The organism is Dactylosporangium sp. CA-052675 (genome assembly GCF_050947935.1).
Lineage (GTDB): Bacteria > Actinomycetota > Actinomycetes > Mycobacteriales > Micromonosporaceae > Dactylosporangium.
The window spans coordinates 2,677,953-2,693,734 of record NZ_CP192010.1 but is presented as its reverse complement, the minus strand read 5'-3'; the positions used below and the strand labels follow the sequence as shown (position 1 = coordinate 2,693,734).

The window sequence follows — 15,782 nt, the reverse complement described above, 5'->3', positions numbered from 1 at the left end:
GCGACCGGGTTCCGGCCCGGCCGCCACCCGTACGACCACTGGCTGCGCTGAACGAGCACCACGCCAGGGGCGACCGGGTTCCGGCCCGGCCGCCACCCGTACGACCACTGGCTGCGCTGAGTGAGCACCACGCGAGGGGCGACCGGCTTCCGGCCCGGCCGCCACCCGTACGACCACTGCCTGCGCCGAGTGAGCGCTACGCCGCGCCGCAGGTCAGCGTCGGCGGGTTGTTCGTCCCCGTCCAGGTGCCGTTGAACCCGAAGCTCGTGCTCTGCCCCGCCCCCAGCCGGCCGTTGTAACCGGCGTTGACCGCGGTGACCGTGGAGCCGCTGCTCGTCAGCGTGGCGTTCCAGTAGCTGCTCACGGTCTGGCCGTTGGCGAAGGTCATCTTCACCGTCCAGGTGCTGATGCCGGCCGAGCCCGCGGTGACCTTCACGTCCGCGCCGAAGCCGCCCGCCCACTCGGACGTCTTCGTGAAGGTCGCGGCGCACGCGCCGGTGACCGGCGGGGTCGAGGCCGAGGCGGACGCGGACGCCGAGCGGCTGGCCGACGGCGAGGTGCTCGCGGAGCGCGACGGCGAGGCCGACGCCGACGGGGACTTCGAGGGCGAGGCCGACGGTGAGCCCGTCCCGCCGCCGGTGCCGGTGAAGATGACGTCGCTGCACAGGTAGTACGACTGGTCGAGGTGGCTGGCCTGCCAGATCGTGTAGATCACGTGCCGGCCCGTGCGGGTGCCGGCGTCGACCTCCGCCTGGTACTGCGGCGCGGGCGCGTACCGGGCGGTGCGCTGGACGAGCTCCAGGCTGTTCCACGTCAGCGGCTGCGTGGCCGGGTCGAAGCCCTGCTTCGTGATGTAGATGAGCAGGTAGTCCGCGCCGTGCTGGGCCTGGTCGGTCAGCGTGAGCGTGAACTTGTTCGGCTTCGTCGCGGCGACCCACGGGCCGACGGTGTCCAGGGAGGCGTAGAAGCCGTTCTGCGTACGGCCTCCGCTGCACAGCTGCCCGTCGGGGACGGCGGCCTGGTGGTTGCCGGCGACGCCCTCGCGGTAGAGGCCGTTCCAGTTCCACATCGTGTTCGGGTTGGCCTGCCAGGCCTGGGCGCACATCGGGTCGGTGTCGGCCATGTGCGGGTTCTGGAAGTCGGAGCCCCAGCGGGCCCAGCAGCCGTAGTTGCGCGACGGGGGATCGGTGAGCGAGCCGTGCGCGGCGGCCGGGGTGGGCCGGTCGAGCACGGTCAGGCCCAGGGCGGCGGTGACCACGACGAGGGCCCCGACCGCGAGGCGCCGGGCGGTCGATGAAAGTTGCATCGGTACTCCTCGGGGGTGCGCAGTCGCCGTCGCGCGTCCGGGCGCGGCGGCGACGCGGCTGACATTCGGACGGACCATGTCAACGCGCGCGGCTCCCGCCGGGCAGAGTAGCCGGGTAAACGAGGAATGTGAATATCCGCGCGGGCCGGTTCACCCGCGTCCGGTGCGCGCTCGACCGCCGCACGGCCCGCGGACGGCACGGGGACGGCCCGGCACGGTCGGCGAAGAGCCCGGCTCACCCGCGGACGGTGCGCGCTCGACCGCCGCACGGCCCGGGGACGGCCCGGGGACGGCCCGGGGACGGCCCGGGGACGGCCCGGGGACGGCCCGGGGAAGGTCGGCGAAGAGCCAGGTTCACCCGCGAACCAGGTCGAGCACGCTGCGGACGGTGCGCGCTCGACCGCCGCACGGCACGGGGACGGCCCGGCACGGTCGGCGAAGAGCCCGGCTCACCCGCGAACCAGGTCGAGCACGCCCCGGACCATGCGCTCGACCGCCGCACGGTCCGGGGACGCCCCGGTGCGGTCGGCGAAGAGCAGGTGGGCGGAGCCGATCAGCATCGCGCCCAGGGTCTGCGGGTCGGCGCCGGGCGCGACACGGCCCAGGTCCCGCTCGGCGGCCAGGTAGTCGCCGAGCATGATCGCCGCGTCCGTGAGCACCGGCACGCCGGCCGGCCACGTCTGGCGCAGCCGCGCGCGCAGTTCGTCGCGGAACGTGATCAGCGCGACGACCGCGACCGCGACCGAGCCGAAGACGCCGATGAGCGCGTCGGCCACGTTGCCGGCGACGGTGCCGCTGCCCGCCGCGCAGCGCAGCGCCTCGGCCTGCGGCGCCATGCGGTGCACGCGGTCGAGCACGAACTCGGCCAGGAACGCGTCGAAGTCGGCGAAGTGCTTGTGCAGCACGCCCTTGGCGACCGCCGCCTCGGTCGTCACCGCGCGGCTGGTCAGGCCGCTCGGGCCGTCGCGCAGCAGGATGCGGTCGGCGGCGGCGAACAGCTGCTCGCGGACGTCGCGGATGGCCACCCCGGTCGGCACGTGTGCACCCCTCCATTGCCTAGTGGGCGCTTGCCCATTAAGGTGGGCGCATGCCCACTCTACCGTCACCGGAGCACCCGCATGAGCAGCGGGCGGTCGCGGAGTCCTTCGGCGCCGACGCCGAGCGCTACGACCGCGCCCGCCCCGGCTACCCCGCCGCGCTGATCGAGCGCATCCTCGCCGCCAGCCCCGGCCGGCAGGTGCTCGACGTCGGCTGCGGCACCGGGATCGTCGCGCGGCAGCTGCAGGCCGCCGGGTGCTCGGTGCTCGGCGTCGACCCCGACCCGCGCATGGCCGAGGTGGCGCGCCGGCAGGGGCTCGACGTCGAGGTCGCGAGGATCGAGGCGTGGGACCCGGCGGGGCGTACCTTCGACGCCGTCGTCGCCGGGCAGACCTGGCACTGGGTCGAGCCGGTCGGGGGCGCGGTCACGGCGGCGCGGGCGCTGCGGCCGGGCGGGCTGCTCGCGCTGTTCTGGAACGGCGTCGAGCCGCCGCCGGAGGTCGCCGAGGCGACCGGGAACGCGCTGCGCGAGCACGTCCCGGCACCGGCCCGCGTCCCGGTGCCGGCCCGGTTCTCGTTCGGCGGCGAGGCGTACCGTCCCCTCGCCGACCGGGCCGCCGAGGGCATGCGGGCGGCGGGCGGGTTCGGCGAGCCGGAGCCGTGGACGTTCCCGTGGCGGCGCGACTACACCCGCGAGGCATGGCTCGAGCAGGTGTCCACCTCGGGCGGCGTGAACCGCCTCCCGGCCGAGACCCTCGCCGGCGTCCTGGCGGACCTGGCCCGCACGATCCCCGACACGTTCCCGGTCGTCTACAGCACCGTCGCGGTCGCGGCCCGCCGAAACTGACGCCGGCACCCGCGCGGCCCCGCCCAAGCTGACGCCGGCACCCGCGCGGCCCCGCCCAAGCTGACGCCGGCACCCGCGCGGCCCCGCCGAAACTGACGCCGGCACCCGCGCGGCCCCGCCCAAGCTGACGCCGGCACCCGCGCGGCCCCACCGAAACTGACGCCGGCACCCGCGCGGCCCGCCGAGGCTGGCCTACACGTCCTCGAGGTCGCCCTCCGTCTGCAGGTACACCTCGCGCAGACCGTCCAGCGTGGACTGCTCGGGGTGCTCCCACAGTCCCCGGTCGGCCGCCTCCAGCAGCCGCTCGGTGATCCCGTGCAGCGCCCAGGGGTTCGACTCGGTCAGGAACTTGTGGTTGTCCGGGTCGAACACGTAGGACTCGGCCAGCTTCTCGTACATCCAGTCGGCCACGACCCCGGCGGTGGCGTCGAAGCCGAAGAGGTAGTCGACGGTGGCCGCGAGCTCGAACGCGCCCTTGTAGCCGTGCCGGCGCATCGCCGCGAGCCAGCGCGGGTTGACGACCCGGGCCCGGAACACCCGCGCGGTCTCCTCGCTCAGCGTCCGGGTGCGCACGGCGTCCGGGTTCGTGCTGTCGCCGACGTACGCCGCGGGCGCCTTCCCGGTGAGGGCGCGCACGGTCGCCACCATGCCGCCGTGGTACTGGAAGTAGTCGTCCGAGTCCGCGATGTCGTGCTCGCGCGTGTCGATGTTCTTGACCGCGACGCTGATCCGCCGGTACGCGCCCTCCATGTCGGCCCGCGCCTCGATCCCGTCGACGCCGCGGCCGTACGCGTAACCGCCCCAGACCGCGTAGACCTCGGCGAGGTCGCGGTCGTCGCGCCAGTTCCGGCTGTCGATGAGCGGGAGGATGCCGGCCCCGTAGGCGCCCGGCTTGGAGCCGAACACGCGCAGCGAGGCCCGGCGCGCGTCGCCGTGCTCGGCGACGTCGGCGTCGATGTGCGCCTTGACGAAGTTCTCCTCCGCCGACTCCTCCGGGGCGGAGGCCGCGAGCTGGACGGCGTCGTCGAGCAGGGCGACCACGTGCGGGAAGGCGTCGCGGAAGAAGCCGGAGATGCGCATGGTCACGTCGATGCGCGGGCGGCCCAGCTCCGCGAGGCCGATGCGTTCGAGCCGGGTGACCCGCCGCGACGCCTCGTCCCACACCGGCCGCACGCCGAGCAGCGCGAGGGCCTCGGCGATGTCGTCGCCGGCGGTGCGCATGGCGCTGGTGCCCCACATCGACAGCCCGACGGAGCGGGGCCAGTCGCCGTGCTCGGCCCGGTACCGCGTCAGCAGCGACTCGGCCATGGCCTGCCCGGTCTCCCAGGCGAGCCGGCTCGGCACGGCCTTGGGGTCCACGGAGTAGAAGTTGCGGCCGGTCGGCAGCACGTTGATGAGCCCGCGCAGCGGGGAGCCGCTCGGGCCGGCGGGCACGTAGCCGCCGTCGAGCGCGTGCAGCACCATGGTGAGCTCGTCGGTGGTGCGCTCCAGCCGCGGCACGATCTCCTCGGCGGCGAACCGCAGCACCCGGACGACCTCGGGAACGTCCGAGACGTCCGCCGCGGCCGACGGGTCCCAGCCGCGCTGCTCCATCGCGGCGACCAACGCGCGCGCGGACGCCTCGACGGCGTCCACATCGGCCCGCGCCCCGGCGGACTCGTCCAGGCCGAGCGCCTCGCGCAGGCCGGGCAGGGCCGCCACCTGGCCGCCCCACATCTGCCGGGCCCGCAGCATCGCCAGCACCAGGTCGATGCGCGCCTCGCCGGAGGGGGCCTGGCCGAGGACGTGCAGGCCGTCGCGGATCTGCACGTCCTTGACCTCGCACAGCCAGCCGTCGACGTGCAGCAGGAAGTCGTCGAACTCGGCGTCGTGCGGCCGGTCGTCCAGGCCCAGGTCGTGGTCGAGCTTCGCGGCCTGGATGAGGGTCCAGATCTGGGCCCGGATCGCCGGCAGCTTGGCCGGGTCGAGCGCGGCGATGTTCGCGTGCTCGTCGAGCAGCTGCTCGAGGCGGGCGATGTCGCCGTAGGTGTCCGCCCGGGCCATCGGCGGCACCAGGTGGTCGACGAGCGTGGCGTGGGCGCGGCGCTTGGCCTGGGTGCCCTCGCCGGGGTCGTTGACGAGGAACGGATAGATGAGCGGCAGGTTGCCCAGGGCCGCGTCCGCGCCGCAGCCGGCCGACAGCCCGACCGTCTTGCCCGGCAGCCACTCGAGGTTGCCGTGCTTGCCGACGTGCACGACGGCGTGGGCGCCGAAGGAGTCGGCGAGCCAGCGGTAGGCGGCGAGGTAGTGGTGCGACGGGGGCAGGTCCGGGTCGTGGTAGATGGCGACCGGGTTCTCGCCGAAGCCGCGCGGCGGCTGCACCATGACCACGACGTTGCCCCGCCGCAGCGCGGCGAGCACGATGTCGCCGTTGTCCGGGTCCACGAACAGCTCGCCCGGCGCCGGGCCCCAGTGCCGCTCCATCCCGGCCCGCAGGTCCGGCGGCAGCGTCTCGAAGAACGCCCGGTAGCGCTCGGCCGCGATCCGCACCGGGTTGCCCCGCAGCTGCTGCTCGGTGAGCCAGTTGACGTCCTGGCCGCCGGCCGCGATGAGCTCGTGGATGAGCGCGTCGCCGTCGGACGGGAAGCCCTCGCCGAGGTCGTAGCCGCGCTCGGCCAGCGCCGCCAGCAGCCGCACGACGCTCGCGGGCGTGTCGAGGCCGACGGCGTTGCCGATCCGCGAGTGCTTCGTCGGGTACGCGCTGAGCATCACCACGATCCGCTTGTCCGCGTTCGCCAGGCCCCGCAGGCGCGCGTGGGCCGCGGCGATGCCCGCCACCCGGCCCGCCCGCTCGGAGTCGGCGACGTAGACGGTGAGGCCGTCCTCGTCGATCTCCTTGAACGAGAACGGCACCGTGATGAGCCGCCCGTCGAACTCGGGGATGGCGACCTGGGTCGCGGTGTCCAGCGGCGAGAGCCCGTCGTCGAGCTCGACCCACCTCTCGCGGCTGCTGGTCAGGCACAGGCCCTGCAGGATCGGCACGTCCAGGGCGGCGAGCGCGCCCACGTCCCAGGCCTCGTCCTCGCCGCCGGCCTGCGCGTCGGCCGGGCGGGTGCCGCCGGCCGCGAGGACGGTCACGATGAGCGCGTCGGCCCGGCGCAGGGTGTCGAGCAGCTCGGGCGGGGCGGTGCGCAGGGAGGCGGCGAAGACCGGCAGGGGCCGTACACCTTCGGTCTCCAGCGCGGCGCACAGACCCTCGACGAACGCGGTGTTCCCGGCGACGTGGTGGGCCCGGTAGTAGATGACGGCGACCGTCGGCCCGTCCACCGGCGCGGCCTCGCGCTCCAGCACCCCCCACGCGGGAGTCTCGACCGGGGCGGCGAAGCCGTGGCCGGTGAGCAGGACCGTGTCGCAGAGGAAGCGGTGCAGCTCGGCGAGGTTGGCGGCGCCGCCGAAGGCCAGGTAGGCGTGGGCCTGCGCGGCGAGGCCGGCCGGGACCGTGGAGTGGCTCATGAGCTCGGCGTCGGGGGCCTGCTCGCCGCCGAGGACGACCACCGGGAGCCCGGTCGCCAGGAGCGTGTCGAAGCCGTCCTGCCAGTCGCGGTACCCCCCGAGGAACCGCACCACGACCAGCTCCGCGCCCTCGGCGAGCCCCGGCAGGTCCTCGACCGCCGTGCGCGACGGGTTGGCCAGGCGCCACGCGGCACCACTGGCCCGGGCGCTGAGCAGGTCGGTGTCGGACGTCGACAACAGCAGGATCACGCCGGGTCCTCCCTCGGGGTCCGCGCCCCAAGACGGTGGGATGGGTCCGGCGGCGGAGAGTATCCTGACTTACCGGAAATCGACTCTCCGGTCACAGTGGCGGGACCGTCCCGGATTCGCACCGGGTTCCTCCACGTCGCCGTTGCACAGCGCCGTCAACTCTTCAGGACGAGCGTGTGCGCCGTCAAGCGCAGGTAGTATCCGCCGCGTGCAGGCTCCCAGCGGGCGCGACGCCCCCGACCGGTGCCCCGGCGCCGTGCAGGTCCACGCGGCCGCCGACGGCGGGCTGGCGCGTGTGCGGCTGCCCGGCGGGCGCGACGCCCCCGACCGGTGCCCCGGCGCCGTGCAGGTCCACGCGGCCGCCGACGGCGGGCTGGCGCATGTGCGGCTGCCCGGCGGGCGCGACGCCCCCGACCGGTGCCCCGGCGCCGTGCAGGTCCACGCGGCCGCCGACGGCGGGCTGGCGCGTGTGCGGCTGCCCGGCGGGCGGCTCACCGCCGCGGGGCTGACGGTCCTGCGCACCGCCGCGGCCGAGCTCGGCGATCCGGCACTGGAGCTCACCTCGCGCGGAAACGTGCAGGTCAGGGCGGTGCGGCCGGGGGCCGAGCACGAGCTCGCGGCCCGGCTGGCCGACGCCGGGCTGCTGCCGTCGGCCACCCACGAGCGGGTCCGCAACATCGTCGCCAGCCCGCTGAGCGCGGCCGTGCGCCCCCTGGTCGCCGCGTTCGACGCGCTGCTGTGCGCCACGCCGGCCCTCGCGGGGCTGCCGGGCCGGTTCCTGGCCACCGTCGACGACGGCCGCGGGGACGTGACGCCGCTGCTCGGCGACGTGGGCCTGCACGGGTCCCGGCTGACCCTCGCCGGCCGGCCCACCGCCCGGCACGGCGGCCCCGAGCTGCTCGTCCGCGCCGCCGAGGCGTTCCTGGCCGAGCGCGCCGCGCAGGCGTCGAAGGCCTGGCGGCTGGCCGAGCTGGACGACGGCCCGGCGCGCGTCGCCGCGCGGCTCGGCACCGCGCTGGCGGCGGCCGATCTGCCCCGGGCGGACCCGCCCGAGCCCGGAGTCCACGGCCGCGACGCCGTGCTCGTGGTGCCGCTCGGGCTGCTCACCGCGGAGCAGTCGGCGGCCCTCGCCGGCGCGGGGGAAGAGATCATCGTCACGCCGTGGCGGACCGTCGTGATCCCCGCGGCCGCCATGGCCGACGCTGTGGCGTCCGGGCTCGTCGCCGACCCCGGCTCCCCGTGGGCCGGCGTGACGGCGTGCGCGGGCCGCCCGGGGTGCGCCAAGGCGCTCGCCGACGTCCGGGCGGACGCGCGGGCCGCGGTGCGCGCGGGGGCGCCGGAACCGGCGCACTGGGTCGGATGCGAGCGGCGCTGCGGCGCGCCGAAGGGAAGGCACGTGGAGATGTTGGCGACGGCGTCGGGCTACCAGCGCAGCGTGCGCGGATGAGCGACTACATCCGCGACGGCGCCGAGATCTACCGGCGCTCGTTCGCGACCATCCGGGCCGAGGCCGACCTGTCCGGGCTGCCCGACGACGTGGCCCAGGTGACGGTGCGCATGATCCACGCCTGCGGCATGGTCGACCTCCCCGCCGACGTCGGCTACTCCCCCGGCGTGGTCGCGGCCGCGCGCGCCGCGCTGCGCTCGGGCGCGCCGATCCTGTGCGACGCCGAGATGGTCGCGTCGGGGGTGACCCGGGCGCGGCTGCCCCGCGGCAACGAGGTCGTGTGCACGCTGCGCGACCCGGCGGTCCCGGCGCTGGCCTCGGCCCTGGGCAACACGCGCAGCGCGGCCGCGCTGGAGCTGTGGCGGGGCCGCATCGACGGCGCCGTCGTGGCCGTCGGCAACGCGCCCACCGCCCTGTTCCGGCTGCTGGAGCTGGTCGCCGAGGGGGCCGGCACGCCCGCCGCGGTGATCGGCATCCCGGTCGGGTTCATCGGCGCCGCCGAGTCGAAGGCGGCCCTGGCCGAGTCCGGCCTCGAGCACCTCGTGGTGCACGGGCGCCGGGGCGGCAGCGCGATGACGGCCGCCGCCGTCAACGCCATCGCGAGCGAGAAGGAATGACCACGGTGGAGACTGGGCGGCTGTACGGGGTGGGTCTCGGGCCGGGCGACCCGGAGCTGATGACGGTGAAGGCGGCCCGGCTCGTCGCGGCCGCGCCCGTCGTCGCCTATCACAGCGCCCGCCACGGCCGCAGCATCGCCCGCGCGATCGCCGCGCCCTACCTGCGCCCGGAGCAGGTCGAGGAGGCGCTCGTCTACCCGGTGACGACCGAGGACACGCCCGACTACCGGGGCGTGATCGAGGAGCACTACGACGCGTGGGCGGCGCGGCTGGCCGCCCACCTCGACGCCGGCCGGGACGTGGTCGTGCTGTGCGAGGGCGACCCGCTGTTCTACGGCTCCTACATGCACATGCACAAGCGGCTGTCGCAGCGGTACCGCACCGAGGTCGTCCCGGGCGTGACGTCCGTGGCCGGCGCCTCCGCGGTGCTGGGCCGCCCGCTGGTCGAGCGGGACGAGGTGCTGACCGTGCTGCCCGGCACGCTGCCCGCCGACGTGCTCGCCGAGCGCCTCGCCGCGACCGACTCGGCCGCCGTGATGAAGCTGGGCCGCACCTTCGGCAAGGTCCGCGACGCGCTGGAGCGCTCGGGCCGGCTGGACGAAGCCTGGTACGTCGAGCGGGCCACCACCGCCGGCGAGCGCGTCGCCCCGCTGGCCGAGGTGGACCCGGCGACGGTGCCGTACTTCTCGATCGCCCTGCTGCCGTCCCGCGTCCACGACGAGACCGCCGCGGCCCTGGCCGAGCGGCCCGCGCCGGGGTCCGCGGGCGAGGTGGTGGTGGTCGGCCTCGGCCCGGCCGGCCGCGACTGGCTCACCCCGCAGGCCCAGGCCGCGCTCGCCGCCGCGGACGATCTCGTGGGGTACGGGCCGTACCTGGCCCGGGTCCCCGGCAACCCGCGCCAGCGCCGGCACGCCTCCGACAACCGGGTCGAGGCCGAGCGCGCCGAGTTCGCCCTGGCCCTGGCCAAGGAGGGGCGCCGGGTCGCGGTCGTCTCCTCCGGCGACCCGGGCGTCTTCGCGATGGCCGCCGCGGTGCTGGAGGTCGCGGCCGAGCCGCGCTGGAAGGACGTCCCTGTCCGGGTCCTGCCGGGGCTGACCGCGGCCCAGGCCGTGGCCAGCCGCGCCGGCGCCCCGCTGGGGCACGACTTCTGCGTGCTGTCGCTGTCGGACCGCCTCAAGCCCTGGGAGGTCATCGCGGGCCGTCTCGAGGCCGCGGCCCGGGCCGACCTCGTGATCGCCGTCTACAACCCCGGCTCGAAGTCGCGCACGTGGCAGGTCGAGGCGGCCAAGGCGCTCCTGCTCGCCCACCGGCCCGCCGGCACGCCCGTGGTCATCGGCCGCGACGTCGGCGGCCCGGAGGAGTCGGTGCGCGTGGTCGCCCTGACCGACCTGGAGCCTTCCGAGGTCGACATGCGCACGCTGCTCATCATCGGCTCGTCCCAGACGCGGGTCCGCGAGCGCGACGGCGAGCCGCCGGTGGTCTGGACGCCGCGGCGCTACCCCGCCTGAGGGGTGGCGCGGTTTGGGGATACGCGGGCCGGTGCGGGCGCCTATCGTTTCAGCCGAACACCCACCGCGACATTTTCCGAAGGACGGACAGCATGAGCGACTACGACGACGGCGGCCAGCTCGACCCCGGCTTCAGCGGCGACGAGCAGCCGGACTTCGGCCAGGGCGCCGACTTCGGCCACTTCGAGGCCGGCCAGGAGCACAGCGCGCTGGAGCAGCTGCACGCCGACCAGGGCTCGGAGACGGACTTCGGCCAGCAGTTCGGCGTGTTCGAGCACGACACCCACCAGGCCGAGTCGACCGCGCTCGAGCAGGGCCACCACGAGGCGTACAGCGCCGGCTACGACGAGGGCGAGTCGCCGTCGTTCACCGGTGGCGACATCGACGACCTGCACGACCGCCTCGGCAACCTCGGCGGCCCCGACACCACGGGCCAGGCCGGCCTCGGCGTCGCCTCCAACTGACGCGAGCCCCGGTGCCCGGCCGCGGTCCCCGACCGCGGCCAGGCCCGGCCGTCAGGCGGCGGACTCCTCGATGAGGTCGTCCTCGGACGCGCCCCGGCGCCAGTAGCCGGTGAACGTCACCCGGCGCTTGTCGAAGCCGCGGTCCTGCACCAGGTGCCGGCGCAGCGCGCGGACCTCGCCCGACTCCCCGGCCACGAAGGCGTAGCCGGGGCCGGCCGGCAGCCGCGCCGCCCGGATCGGCTCCAGCAGGCCGTCCGGGCAGTGCACGCCGGCGACGCAGCGGCCCGGCGACGCGGCGACGAACGCGTGCACCGGCAGCGAGGAGCCGACGAAGGCGCTGATCGCGTCGAGGGCCGGCACCGCCGTCTCGTCCCCCGCGAGCAGGACCCATGCCGTGTCCCGCGGCGGCCGGAAGTCGACGCCGCCGTTGTCGGTCACCGTCGGGCCCAGCACCAGCAGGCGATCGCCCACGGCCACGTTCGAGGCCCACCGGATCGCCGGGCCGCCGCCCGGGTGCAGGGCGAAGTCGACGTCGAACTCGCCGCGGCGGGCGGCCGCGACCGTGTAGGTGCGCATGATCCCGCGGGTCGCCGGGTCCAGCCGGCGCCACTGCGGATACCAGGCCTCGCCGCGCGGGACGATCGCCGCGTCCTGCCCGGGGGCCGGGAAGAACAGCTTGAACCGCTGGTCCCGCCCGCCGCTGACGAACCGGTCCAGCGCGTCCCCGGCGAAGGTGACCCGGACCGCGTCCGGCGTCAGGGCCTCGTGCCGGACCACGCGGACGTCGAAGAAGTCGTAGGTCACGCCGCGACCTTCTTCGCCCCCGTCAGCGCCTTGGCCAGGGTCTCCAGCGCCCCCGCGCACCCGGCCCAGCTGAAGCGCGGCTCGCTCTGCCACGGCACGACCTGCCCGGCCTTGACCGCGGGGAGGTTCGCCCAGGTCGGCTTCGCGGTGAGGTCCTTGGGCTGCAGGGCCTGCGCGCGGTTGTCGAGCAGGATCACGTCGGCCTGGTACTTGTCGGCGTTCTCCCAGCTCAGGTTCTCGAAGTAGCCGCCGGTGACGGCGCCCGGGGCGATGACCTCGACGCCGAGCTCCTGGTAGTAGCTCAGCTCGCCGTAGACCTTGGGGTCGGAGACGTACAGCAGGTCCGGGCTCGCCGAGGCGGCCAGCACCTTGAGCCCGCCGTTGGCCCGCACCGCCGCCTTGAGCGCCGCGGCGGCCGTGTCGAAGCGCGCCTTGCCCGCCGCCGGGTCGCCGCCGAGCGCCTTGGCCAGGTCGGCGTAGCGCTGGATGACCTTCGCCAGCGAGGTGCGTGACACCGTGATGCCGGCGCTGGGCGCGAGGCCGAGGATCTTGTCCTTGGACTCGTCCGGGACGTACCACAGCTGGTTCGCCTCGTACATGTTCGTGATCAGCAGCTCGGGGCGCAGCGCGGCGTACTTCTCGATGTTGAACTCGCCCCACGCGTTGCCCAGCGACTCGACCTTGGCCGGGTCGAGGTCGCCGGCGAGCGGGTCCTTGCCGCCGTCGGCCCCCTTGAGCGGGCCGAACGTGCCCGCGAACGCGGTGACGCCGAAGTCGTGCAGCGCGGCCGCGGTGCCCACGTAGGCCACGATCCGCTTCGGCGCGGCGGGGAGGGTCACGGCCGTGCCGCGGTCGTCGGTGAAGGCGAAGGGGCCACCAGCGGTGCCGCTCGCGGCCGGGCCGGCGCCCGGGCCGGACTCGCCGTCCCCGCAGGCGGCGAGCGCGCCGAGGCCGAGGACGCCGGCGAGCAGGCCGCGGCGGGACACGTTGAAGGACATGGCGGGTTGCCTCTCTCTCGATCGGCACTTAGGGTAGCCTCACTTAAGTTGATCGTGTCAAGGCGGTTCAGTGCAGTCATTCGCTCGCCTCGCCGGGGCGGCCGGCGTCCTCGTCGTGGTCGCCGCCGCCAGCCTCGCCATCGGCGCGAGGGCGATGAGCCCCGCCGAGGTCTGGCACGGGCTGACCGACGCCGGCTCGGCCGGGGCCACCGTCGTGCGCGACCTGCGGCTGCCCCGCACCGTGCTCGGCCTGCTCGTGGGCGTCGCGCTGGGCCTGGCCGGGGCGCTCATGCAGGCGCTGACCCGCAACCCGCTCGCCGACCCGGGCCTGCTCGGCGTCAACGCCGGCGCGTCCGCGGCCGTGGTGAGCGCCATCGCCTTCCTCGGCGTGACGGATCTCTCGGGCTACGTGTGGTTCGCCTTCGCCGGGGCGGCCCTGGTCGCCGTCGTGGTCTACGCGGTGGCCGGCGGGCGCGGCGCCTCCCCGGGCGGCCTCGCGCTGAGCGGTACCGCGGTCAGCGCCGCCCTGTACGCGTACGTGGCCGCCGTCCAGCTCCTGGACACCGCGTCGCTGGACCGGATGCGGTTCTGGACCGCCGGCTCGCTGGCCGCGGCCCGCCCCGGCACCGCGGCGCTGATCGCCCCGTTCGTCCTGGCCGGTGTCGTCATCGCCGCGCTGCTGGCCGGCCCGCTCAACGCGCTCGCGCTCGGCGACGACCCGGCCCGCGCCCTCGGCGCCCACCCGGGCCGCATCCGGGTCCTCGCCGCGGTGTCGATCGTGCTGCTGTGCGGGGCGGCGACCGCGGCCTGCGGCCCGATCGTCTTCCTCGGCCTCATGGTGCCGCACCTGGTCCGCCCGTTCACGGGCCCGGACGTGCGCCTGCTGCTGCCGTTCAGCGCGGTGCTCGCCCCGGCCCTGCTGCTCGCCTCGGACGTGCTCGGCCGCGTGGCCGGCCGCCCCGGCGAGCTGCAGGTCGGGGTGGTCACCGCAGTCGTCGGCGGCGGCTTCTTCCTGGCCGTCGTGCGCCGCCGGAGGGTGTCGTGACCGCGCGGGCGCGCCTGCGGGTCGCCGGGGTCAGCGCCGCCCTGGCCGTCGCGGCGACCGTCATCGCCCTGGTCGCGATCGGCGGCGGCGACTACCCGATGAGCCTGCCCGACGTCGTGCGCACCCTGTTCGGCGGCGGCTCCCCCGCCGACGCGTTCATCGTGCGGGAGCTGCGCCTGCCCCGGGTCGTGACCGCCCTCGCCGTCGGCGGCGCCCTGGCCCTGGCCGGCGCGCTATTCCAGTCCCTCGTGCGCAACCCGCTCGGCAGCCCCGACGTGCTCGGCTTCACCCAGGGCTCGGCCACCGGGGGCCTGCTCGCGGTCGTCGTCCTCGGCGGCGGTACCACGGCCGTGGCCGCCGGCTCCGTGCTGAGCGCGATCGCCACCGGCGCCGCGATCTACCTGCTGGCCTGGCGCGGCGGCGGGCACGGCCACCGGCTGATCCTCGTCGGCATCGGCGTGGCCGGCATCCTCACCGGCGTCAACAGCTACCTGCTCACCCGCGCGAACATCGTGGACGCGGCCCGGGCCGTGCTCTGGCTCACCGGCAGCCTCGACGGGCGCGGCTGGGGCCACGCCGCCGTCGCCGGCGGCGCGCTCGTCCTGCTCACCCCGGTCGTCGCCGTCCTCGGCCGGGCCCTGGCCAACCTCGAGCTCGGCGACGACCCGGCCCGCGGGCTCGGCGTGAACGTCGGCGCCGTCCGGCTCACCGCCCTCGCGTGCGCCGTGCTGCTCGCCGCCGCGGCCTCGGCCGCCGCCGGGCCGGTGCTCTTCGTCGCGCTCACCGCCCCGCAGCTGGCCCGCCGGCTCACCGGGGCGACCGGCCCCAACCTGCTGCCCTCCCTGTTGCTGGGCGCCGCCCTGCTCACCGGGGCCGACGTGCTCGCCCAGCGCGTCTTCCCCGGCCACCAGCTGCCCGTCGGCGTCGTCACCGGCCTGCTCGGCGGCGGCTACCTCGTCCTGCTCCTGGCCCGAACCGCAAGGAGAGCCCGTGTCTGACCGGCTGCGCGGCGTCGACCTGACCCTCGGCTACGACGGCCGGACCGTCGCCGAGGACCTCGCCATCGACATCCCGGACGGCTCCTTCACCGTCATCGTCGGGCCCAACGCGTGCGGGAAGTCCACGCTGCTGCGCTCCCTGGCCCGGGTCCTGAAGCCCAGGGCCGGGCACGTCCTGCTCGACGGCCGCGACATCGCCACCCGACCGGCCCGCGAGGTCGCCCGCACCCTCGGCCTGCTGGCCCAGACCGCGATCGCCCCCGACGGGATCACCGTCGCGGACCTGGTCTCCCGCGGCCGCTACCCGCACCGGGGCCCGCTGAGCGCGTGGAGCGACGCCGACGAGCGGGCGGTGCGGTGGGCCATGGAGGCCACGGCGGTCACGACCCTGGCCGGCGCGTTCGTCGACGAGCTCTCCGGCGGCCAGCGCCAGCGGGTGTGGATCGCGATGGTGCTCGCCCAGCAGACCCCGCTGCTCCTGCTCGACGAGCCCACCACCTACCTCGACATCGCCCACCAGCTCGAGATCCTCGACCTGTGCGCGCGCCTGCACCGCGAGCACGGCCGCACCCTCGTCGCCGTGCTGCACGACCTGAACCTGGCCGCCCGCTACGCGACCCACCTGGTGGCCATGCGCGACGGGCGCGTCCTGGCCGAGGGCAGCCCGGCCGAGGTGGTGACGGAGGCGATGATGGAGGCGGTGTTCGCGCTGCCCTGCCGCGTGATCCCCGACCCCGAGACCGGCACCGCGCTCGTGATCCCCCGGCGGCGCCTATACTCGGCGGCGGGCGTTGAAGGGGACGAGTACCCCCGCACGCAGCCTTGAGCGAACCGGGGACGGTGGAAGCCCGGCAGGCGTGCGCGGGCGGGAAGATCACCCCGGAGCCGCCGGAAGAACGGCCGTCCGCGGCTCAGTAGACCCGGCCACAACTGCACACGAGTGGGCCGCGCGCCGCGGCCAAGGAGGGT

13 protein-coding genes and 1 riboswitch are annotated in these 15,782 nt (G+C 75.7%); of the genes, 8 read left to right on the top strand and 5 right to left on the bottom strand.

From position 1 onward, the window contains the following. Window positions 1-196: 196 nt before the first annotated feature. Window positions 197-1,306 carry a lytic polysaccharide monooxygenase gene (locus tag ACQP1P_RS12175; RefSeq protein WP_433086045.1) on the bottom strand — a complete coding sequence of 370 codons (1,110 nt, stop codon included), beginning with the start codon at window positions 1,304-1,306 and terminating at the stop codon, window positions 197-199. A gap of 449 nt (window positions 1,307-1,755) precedes the next feature. Next, window positions 1,756-2,343 carry a TetR/AcrR family transcriptional regulator gene (locus ACQP1P_RS12170; protein WP_433086043.1) on the bottom strand — a complete coding sequence of 196 codons (588 nt, stop codon included), beginning with the start codon at window positions 2,341-2,343 and terminating at the stop codon, window positions 1,756-1,758. A 50-nt stretch (window positions 2,344-2,393) separates the two neighbouring features. Between ACQP1P_RS12170 and ACQP1P_RS12165 the strand changes: the two genes are divergently transcribed. After that, window positions 2,394-3,191 (top strand): class I SAM-dependent methyltransferase, encoded by a 798-nt coding sequence (locus ACQP1P_RS12165; RefSeq protein ID WP_433086041.1) that lies wholly within the window; start codon window positions 2,394-2,396, stop codon window positions 3,189-3,191. Between the two features lie 192 nt (window positions 3,192-3,383). On the opposite strand, the gene cobN is transcribed toward ACQP1P_RS12165, so the two are convergent. After that, on the bottom strand, window positions 3,384-6,932 hold the full coding sequence (cobN, locus tag ACQP1P_RS12160; protein ID WP_433086039.1) for a cobaltochelatase subunit CobN: 3,549 nt from the start codon (window positions 6,930-6,932) through the stop codon (window positions 3,384-3,386). 37 nt (window positions 6,933-6,969) lie between these two features. Next, window positions 6,970-7,104, bottom strand: a riboswitch (cobalamin riboswitch). A gap of 36 nt (window positions 7,105-7,140) precedes the next feature. Here cobN and ACQP1P_RS12155 point away from each other — a divergent pair. From ACQP1P_RS12155 to ACQP1P_RS12140, 4 genes are all read left to right on the top strand, one after another. After that, window positions 7,141-8,379 carry a precorrin-3B synthase gene (locus tag ACQP1P_RS12155; RefSeq protein WP_433086037.1) on the top strand — a complete coding sequence of 413 codons (1,239 nt, stop codon included), beginning with the start codon at window positions 7,141-7,143 and terminating at the stop codon, window positions 8,377-8,379. After that, the gene (locus tag ACQP1P_RS12150; protein WP_433086035.1) at window positions 8,376-8,996 is read left to right on the top strand and encodes a precorrin-8X methylmutase; all 621 of its coding nucleotides are present in this window, start codon (window positions 8,376-8,378) and stop codon (window positions 8,994-8,996) included. The genes ACQP1P_RS12155 and ACQP1P_RS12150 overlap by 4 nt, the downstream gene beginning before the upstream one ends. Beyond that, window positions 8,993-10,504 carry a precorrin-2 C(20)-methyltransferase gene (locus ACQP1P_RS12145; protein WP_433086033.1) on the top strand — a complete coding sequence of 504 codons (1,512 nt, stop codon included), beginning with the start codon at window positions 8,993-8,995 and terminating at the stop codon, window positions 10,502-10,504. The genes ACQP1P_RS12150 and ACQP1P_RS12145 overlap by 4 nt, the downstream gene beginning before the upstream one ends. A 92-nt stretch (window positions 10,505-10,596) precedes the next feature. Beyond that, on the top strand, window positions 10,597-10,968 hold the full coding sequence (locus ACQP1P_RS12140) for a hypothetical protein (protein WP_433086031.1): 372 nt from the start codon (window positions 10,597-10,599) through the stop codon (window positions 10,966-10,968). Window positions 10,969-11,019: 51 nt separating this feature from the next. Here ACQP1P_RS12140 and ACQP1P_RS12135 read toward each other — a convergent pair whose 3' ends face one another. Continuing rightward, window positions 11,020-11,772 carry a siderophore-interacting protein gene (locus tag ACQP1P_RS12135; protein ID WP_433086029.1) on the bottom strand — a complete coding sequence of 251 codons (753 nt, stop codon included), beginning with the start codon at window positions 11,770-11,772 and terminating at the stop codon, window positions 11,020-11,022. Then, window positions 11,769-12,770: an ABC transporter substrate-binding protein gene (locus ACQP1P_RS12130; RefSeq protein ID WP_433086027.1), complete on the bottom strand. Its 1,002-nt coding sequence runs from the start codon at window positions 12,768-12,770 to the stop codon at window positions 11,769-11,771. The genes ACQP1P_RS12135 and ACQP1P_RS12130 overlap by 4 nt, the downstream gene beginning before the upstream one ends. A gap of 154 nt (window positions 12,771-12,924) precedes the next feature. On the opposite strand from ACQP1P_RS12130, the gene ACQP1P_RS12125 reads away from it, so the two are divergent. From ACQP1P_RS12125 to ACQP1P_RS12115, 3 genes are read left to right on the top strand one after another with little or no spacing between them, the layout of a single operon-like run. Further along, window positions 12,925-13,815 carry a FecCD family ABC transporter permease gene (locus ACQP1P_RS12125; RefSeq protein ID WP_433089976.1) on the top strand — a complete coding sequence of 297 codons (891 nt, stop codon included), beginning with the start codon at window positions 12,925-12,927 and terminating at the stop codon, window positions 13,813-13,815. Continuing rightward, window positions 13,812-14,813 carry a FecCD family ABC transporter permease gene (locus tag ACQP1P_RS12120; RefSeq protein ID WP_433086025.1) on the top strand — a complete coding sequence of 334 codons (1,002 nt, stop codon included), beginning with the start codon at window positions 13,812-13,814 and terminating at the stop codon, window positions 14,811-14,813. The genes ACQP1P_RS12125 and ACQP1P_RS12120 overlap by 4 nt, the downstream gene beginning before the upstream one ends. After that, window positions 14,806-15,639: an ABC transporter ATP-binding protein gene (locus tag ACQP1P_RS12115; protein ID WP_433086023.1), complete on the top strand. Its 834-nt coding sequence runs from the start codon at window positions 14,806-14,808 to the stop codon at window positions 15,637-15,639. Before ACQP1P_RS12120 ends, ACQP1P_RS12115 begins: the two co-directional genes overlap by 8 nt. Window positions 15,640-15,782 lie beyond the last annotated feature (143 nt).

What these genes read in the sequence shown, in the direction of transcription:
- ACQP1P_RS12175 (WP_433086045.1), bottom strand. Translation starts at nt 1,306, where the DNA reads ATGCAACTTTCATCGACCGCCCGGCGCCTCGCGGTCGGGGCCCTCGTC.
- ACQP1P_RS12125 (WP_433089976.1), top strand. Translation starts at nt 12,925, where the DNA reads ATGAGCCCCGCCGAGGTCTGGCACGGGCTGACCGACGCCGGCTCGGCC.
- ACQP1P_RS12165 (WP_433086041.1), top strand. Translation starts at nt 2,394, where the DNA reads ATGCCCACTCTACCGTCACCGGAGCACCCGCATGAGCAGCGGGCGGTC.
- ACQP1P_RS12145 (WP_433086033.1), top strand. Translation starts at nt 8,993, where the DNA reads ATGACCACGGTGGAGACTGGGCGGCTGTACGGGGTGGGTCTCGGGCCG.
- ACQP1P_RS12150 (WP_433086035.1), top strand. Translation starts at nt 8,376, where the DNA reads ATGAGCGACTACATCCGCGACGGCGCCGAGATCTACCGGCGCTCGTTC.
- ACQP1P_RS12130 (WP_433086027.1), bottom strand. Translation starts at nt 12,770, where the DNA reads ATGTCCTTCAACGTGTCCCGCCGCGGCCTGCTCGCCGGCGTCCTCGGC.
- ACQP1P_RS12140 (WP_433086031.1), top strand. Translation starts at nt 10,597, where the DNA reads ATGAGCGACTACGACGACGGCGGCCAGCTCGACCCCGGCTTCAGCGGC.